Source organism: Streptomyces sp. NPDC007971, from assembly GCF_042958635.1.
Lineage (GTDB): Bacteria > Actinomycetota > Actinomycetes > Streptomycetales > Streptomycetaceae > Streptomyces.
Genome location: NZ_JBIBJK010000060.1, coordinates 1 through 5414, shown reverse-complemented (window position 1 = coordinate 5414; position 5414 = coordinate 1). Strand labels below are relative to the sequence as shown.

The 5414-nt window shown below is 68.0% G+C and carries 5 protein-coding genes; 3 read left to right on the top strand and 2 right to left on the bottom strand.

The genetic code is table 11. The features are described 5' to 3' along the window. Window positions 1-779 precede the first annotated feature (779 nt). On the top strand, window positions 780-1166 hold the full coding sequence (locus ACFZCP_RS45690) for a hypothetical protein (protein WP_391443161.1): 387 nt from the start codon (window positions 780-782) through the stop codon (window positions 1164-1166). A 270-nt stretch (window positions 1167-1436) separates the two neighbouring features. Here the strand turns inward: ACFZCP_RS45690 and ACFZCP_RS45685 are convergent, their stop codons facing one another. Then, entirely contained in the window at window positions 1437-1835 is a 399-nt protein-coding gene (locus tag ACFZCP_RS45685; RefSeq protein WP_391443159.1) for a VOC family protein, read from the bottom strand. A gap of 92 nt (window positions 1836-1927) precedes the next feature. On the opposite strand from ACFZCP_RS45685, the gene ACFZCP_RS45680 reads away from it, so the two are divergent. Together ACFZCP_RS45680 and ACFZCP_RS45675 are read left to right on the top strand one after the other, a co-directional pair. Beyond that, window positions 1928-2917, top strand: a complete 990-nt coding sequence (locus tag ACFZCP_RS45680) for a WYL domain-containing protein (protein WP_391443154.1) — start codon at window positions 1928-1930, stop codon at window positions 2915-2917. A 422-nt stretch (window positions 2918-3339) separates the two neighbouring features. Beyond that, window positions 3340-3633 (top strand): hypothetical protein, encoded by a 294-nt coding sequence (locus ACFZCP_RS45675; protein ID WP_391443152.1) that lies wholly within the window; start codon window positions 3340-3342, stop codon window positions 3631-3633. Window positions 3634-4005: 372 nt separating this feature from the next. On the opposite strand, the gene ACFZCP_RS45670 is transcribed toward ACFZCP_RS45675, so the two are convergent. Beyond that, window positions 4006-5256, bottom strand: a complete 1251-nt coding sequence (locus ACFZCP_RS45670) for an IS701 family transposase (protein WP_391443149.1) — start codon at window positions 5254-5256, stop codon at window positions 4006-4008. Window positions 5257-5414: the final 158 nt, after the last annotated feature.

Here is a 5414-nt window from a genome sequence, read left to right as displayed (position 1 = left end):
CCTCGATATCACTGTGCGTCACTTTCTGTTCAGAGCAGGAACCAGACTAGACAGGAGCAATCAACCGCCACTCACACAACCTGGTGTACACCCTCGGACCAGAGCCCTATCAGCACCTCGCCCCGCCGAGCATCAAGGTCGATGCGCAGCTGGTCTGGTCACCTACCCGGTGCCGAGGGGGAAGAAGCCCGAGCGCATCGTCTACGCTCCCGACGGCACCGCTGACTGGAAGAACACCGGTACTCCACAGCGATGTATCAACCGGCAAGCAGTGACGCGGTCTGGCCTTACGCACGGACAAGCTCGCCATCGCTTCCCAGGCCGCACTCCACCTCGCCGCCATCCTCATCTGGGCCCACAGGTGAGCCAGCCCATCGGACGTGTTCGTCGAGGTGAGCCTGCTCGGTTCCCCTTGGCGGTGAGGCTTCAAACCACGGCAGGTTCGCGCTCTGCAGCGGTCCTGGAACACCTCGCCCCCTCAGGACCTCCCGGGACCCCTTCGGCAACGACCCACCACAAGCCGACGCCGACACCGACGGACCGCCCCCGAGCAGCGCCCGCGCCGCCCGCCCGCACCGCACCGCACCGCACCGCACCGCACCGCACCGGCAGGCTCCCGGCATACGCCCGTAACCGGAAGGCGCGAACCGTCAAGCCCCGACATCGAGTGTCATGACGGGCCGGGCAAGCGGCAGGCCTACTGGATACACGGGCCGCCACACAGGACGGCCACCCCCACCGGCCCCCGGCCGACACCCCCCTGCGAAGGAATACCTCCCATGTCCGCGACCGTCCCCACCCCCGGCACCTCCCGCCAGCGGCGTCTGGCACTGCTGGTGGCCACGACCGGCCTGGCAGCAGGCGGCGCCATGGTCCCGGCCAGCGCCTTCGCCGCCTCCCCGCCCGCCCACGCCACGTCCCAGGCAGCGTTCCACGGTCCGCACGGCCACGGCGTCACCACCACCAGCACCACCACCACGACCGAAACAACCACCAAGAACCGCCACAGCACCACAACCACCAAGTCCACCGAGACGACCACCACCAAGTCCCGGCACGGCACCACCACCACGACCACCACCCAGACGACCACCACCGAGGGACGCCACAAGTTCCACCCCCACGACCAGAACATCACGAGCAACAGCCCCCTCAACAGCCAGTAGCGACCAGTAACACAGAGCGAAACAGGCCGACGGACAGCGACGGAAGCATTCACTTCCGTCCCCGCCCACCAGCCCACACCCCCACACCACCGTGGCACCCCCCGCACCGGAACCCGCCCATGAACCTCTGCCGCAACGCCCCCACACTGAGTGACCGGGCTGCTGCCGCCGCGTCCGGCACCGACTGTCACGGCGCTCCGGGACTCGGCGGCCGCGTTCACCGGGAGCCCTGGGCCCTCAGGGCTCCCGCGCGAGCGGCTGTGGGTGGCGTCAGCGTGCGAACTTTTCGATGGCTGCCGGGGTGACGGGGGTGAAGAAGTTGACGACGTTGCCGTCGGGGTCGCGGAACAGCAGCGACCGGTTGCCCCAGGGCATGGTGGTGGGCTCGTTGACGAAGTCGGTGACGAAGCCGGTCAGGTTCTGGTGAATGCGGTCCACGTCGTCGACGAGGAACTCGGTGATCACGCTGTGGTTGTCCGCCGGGCGGGCAGAGCCCGGGGCGAACAGCGGGACGGTGCGGGTGCTGGCGATCGCGAGGGTGGCGCCCGCGGTCTTGAGTTCGGCAAAGTCCTCGGTGGCCCACATCGCCTGCACCCCTGTGGTTCGCTCGTAGAACTCGACGAGACGTGCGACGTCGCTGGTGATGATGCGGATCGAGACGAAGTTCATGGTGATCTCCTTGACAGATGGAATCGCTGCACGTCGCAGGCTAGAAGAAATAGTGGACAGAATCGGTCCTGTATTCGCGCTAGGCTGTGCGCATGCCTCGACCCACCGGCCGCGTGCTCACACTCCTGGAGCTGCTGCAGTCGGGCGGCACCAGGACGGTGGCCGAGCTCGCCGACCGGCTCGGTGTCGAAGGGCGCACCGTGCGGCGCTATGTGGACCAACTGATCGACCTTGACGTGCCCGTGGAATCGGTGCGCGGCCGTTACGGCGGGTACCGACTCGCCCCCGGGTACCGCTTGCCTCCGCTCATGCTCAGCGACGACGAGGCGCTGGCCGTGCTGCTCGGCCTGGTCGCCAGCCGCCGAGCAGGGTTGACGACGACGGAGCACACGGCAAGCGAGACGGCATCGGCCAAGATCCGGCGGGTGCTGCCCAAGCACATCGCCCGCCGGCTCGACACACTCCTGGAAGCTCTCGCCTTCACGGATGAGGCCGGTGATTTCGACACCCCGAACGGCGAGGTCCTGCTCACCATCGCCGATGCGGTGCGCCACCGCCGACCGGTCTCGATCCGCTACACCGACCGCGAGGGACGGCGCACCGAACGCACGCTGCACACGTACGGGATCGTCGCCCATGCGGGCCGGTGGTACGTCACGGGCACGGACCCCGAGATCGGCGCGGACCGGACCTTCCGGCTCGATCGCATCGCAGACGCGCGGACCCTGCCCGGCTCATTCGAGGCGCCCGTGGGTCCCGATCCGGCACAGCGCGTGTTGTCAGGGTTCGCCACGGCTGAGTACCGGCACGAGGTGACCTTGCGGATCCATGGGACGGTTGAGCAGATCCGCGCCCACCTTCCCGCCAGCGTCGCGAGCCTGGAGGAGCACGCGTCCACGGCAGACAAGGACCGGGAGACCGAGCGCTGGCTGCGCGTCCAGCTACGGGCGGAACGGCTCGACTGGTTGCCTCCGCTACTCGCCTCACTCGACCGTCCGTTCGTCATCGAGCGCCCCGATGAACTGCGCAACCTCGTCATCGCGCTCGCCGAACGCCTCGCGTCCAACGCCCGCCAAACCTGACGGCCTTGCCGATGGCCGCGACGTGCCCGGCCAACTCCGGGGCGATGGCCGCCCACCGCTCGCACAGCGAGGCGCCCGCGGCTGGGAGTTCCCACGCGCGTTCGATCAGCAGCGCGCCGATCGCTGCACCAAGACCCATCGGCAGACCCATCGGCTCGCGCCCACCCCGCCCTATGAGCGACGCCGCCAGCAGGTCCGGCCCGTGCTGAAGGCATTCGAGCGAGAAGGAGGCGCCACAACGGCCGGCGCGCGCCGGGCGGCAGCCGGCTCACCAGGGGCGCGGGACTTTCCGGTGCACCTCGGCTCTCTCCACCTCGCCCCCGCAAGACCGTCGACGGGCGGACAGCGGTCGAGTAGGCATGAGGGGATCGCGCCGACCGGAGCGATCGCAGCACACAGTGCGCGAGCAGTGGGGGGACAACATGGCCATCATCGTCACCTTCGACATTCCGGGCGTTGGACAGGAGCTCTACGACGCCTGCATCAGCCGCCTCACCGACGGGGGCGAGTTCACCTCGCTCGCCGACATTCCCGCACCCGGACTGATCTCCCACGCGGCCGGGCCGGTCGACGGCGGATGGCGGGTCGTCGACGTGTGGGAGTCCCAGGAAGCGCTCGAGAACTTCGCAAAGATCCTCCAGCCGATCCTCTCCGATCTGGGCCACGCCGATGCGGAGCCGCAGATCGTCCCGGCATACACCGTCGTCACCCGCTGACCGGCCCACTTCAGTCACGGCCCGACGGGTCAGGACACCTGTCACGCAAGGGACACCAGGCCGGAGCTGCCGCTGACCCGCAGCCGAAGGTAATACACGCAGTCCTCACCGGCCTTGCGCGGGACCCGCGACACTGCGCCCAATCGCACTACCGCAGCCCGGCACGTGCGCGCGCCGGGCTGCCCGCGCCGCCCTCGCCCCGAACGCGCTCCCGAGCGGCCCCGCAAGCTTCGGACCGCTCGACAGGCTGCCCTGAGCGGAGTCCTGCAACTACTTAGTACTCCAGTCAGAAATCGTGTCCTGAACTGGTTCTTCTTCGGTAGTGGCAACGGCGGGCGATGGCTTGGTGGTGTCTGCGCCACTGGGACCAGTTCAGTGTGTGGAGTCGTCGGTCCTGGTGGGGTCTGGGGTGGGGCAGGAGAGTGTCCAATAGGCGCCGGATCTCTGCCACGGTGAGGGGGATGAGGCTGGTGGTGTCGTTTCTGCCGCCCCCCTTGCGGTGTCCTGGGCCCGGGCTGCGAGGACAGCGAGGAAGGCGTGGGCGAGCATCGCCAGGGTGATGTGCCGATACCAGCCCACGTAGCGCCGGACCTCGTATTCGTCCAGGCCGCACTGGTTCTTCGCGGCCTGGAAGCACTCCTCGACAGCCCAGCGTGAGCCAGCGACGCCGGCCAGTTCGGCGATCTCGACGCCGACGGGTGCGTAGGCGAGGTAGTAGGCGAGCTCGCTGGGGTCGGACAGGCTGCGGCGGGCCATCACCCAGCGGTCATGGGTGGGTGGGTCCGGGTCGAAGATGATGTTGACGGGCAGTTTGGCCGCGGCCCAGTCATAGACACGTGGGCCCTTGGCCCCGTCACCGCAGGACAGCCGCTGCCAGGCGTCGTCGGGTGCTTCCTCGATGAGCTGGTCGATGCGCCAGATGCCGGCCAGGGACTTGATCTGCTGAGACTTCGGCACCGCCACGACATAGCCGACGTCGAGTTGCTCGAGCAGGCGGCGGAAGGACCAGTCCTGTCCGTAAGCCTCATCGGCGGTCACCCAGGCAGCGGACAGTCCTGCGGCGATGCAGCGAAGGACCAAGCCCCTGGCCAGCTCGCCCTGGGTCGCGAAGGTGCGTTCATCGGGGATCTTCGCTTCCCGGCACCGCTCTCGATCCCTGGTCCAGCACTTGGGCAGGTAGAGCCACGGTCGACCAGGGCTCTGCCATGGCCGGTGGCGTAGGCCGCGAAGACTCCGATCTGGCAGTTGTCGATCTTTCCGGACGTGCCGGTACTGCCTCGACACCCCGGCCGACGTGGTGCCCTTCTTGATGAATCCGGTGTCATCGATGATCAGCACTCCGCCCGGACCCAGCCGTTCACCGACGTACTCCCTCAGGTCATCCCGAACGGCATCGGCGTCCCAGCGGGCACCGTTCAACAGATGCTGCAGCCCAGCAGGATCGCGATGTCCTGCGTACTCGGCCAGTTGCCAGCCGTTCTTGCGGCCCACCGGCGCCAGCAGGCCACGGACGTAGTCCCGCATCCGCCACCGTAGGTCCGCCCGACCAAACCGGCCCGCCAGCAACGCGAAGACCGACTCCAACTCCTCGGCCCAACCCTCGACTTCGGTAATCCCCTCCACGACCGGACAACGAGAAGAGCCAGCTCAAGACACGATTTCTGACTGGAGTATTAGACCGTGTCCTATGTGGTGAGGCGTCGTTGGTCTCGGTATGGGGCGGGGTACGTGGAGTTGGATTGTTCCGGACGGGCTGTGGGAGATCGCGAAGCCGCTGATCC

Coding starts and splice junctions, on each gene's coding strand:
- ACFZCP_RS45690 (WP_391443161.1), top strand. CDS start 780: ATGTCCGCGACCGTCCCCACCCCCGGCACCTCCCGCCAGCGGCGTCTG.
- ACFZCP_RS45685 (WP_391443159.1), bottom strand. CDS start 1,835: ATGAACTTCGTCTCGATCCGCATCATCACCAGCGACGTCGCACGTCTC.
- ACFZCP_RS45680 (WP_391443154.1), top strand. CDS start 1,928: ATGCCTCGACCCACCGGCCGCGTGCTCACACTCCTGGAGCTGCTGCAG.
- ACFZCP_RS45675 (WP_391443152.1), top strand. CDS start 3,340: ATGGCCATCATCGTCACCTTCGACATTCCGGGCGTTGGACAGGAGCTC.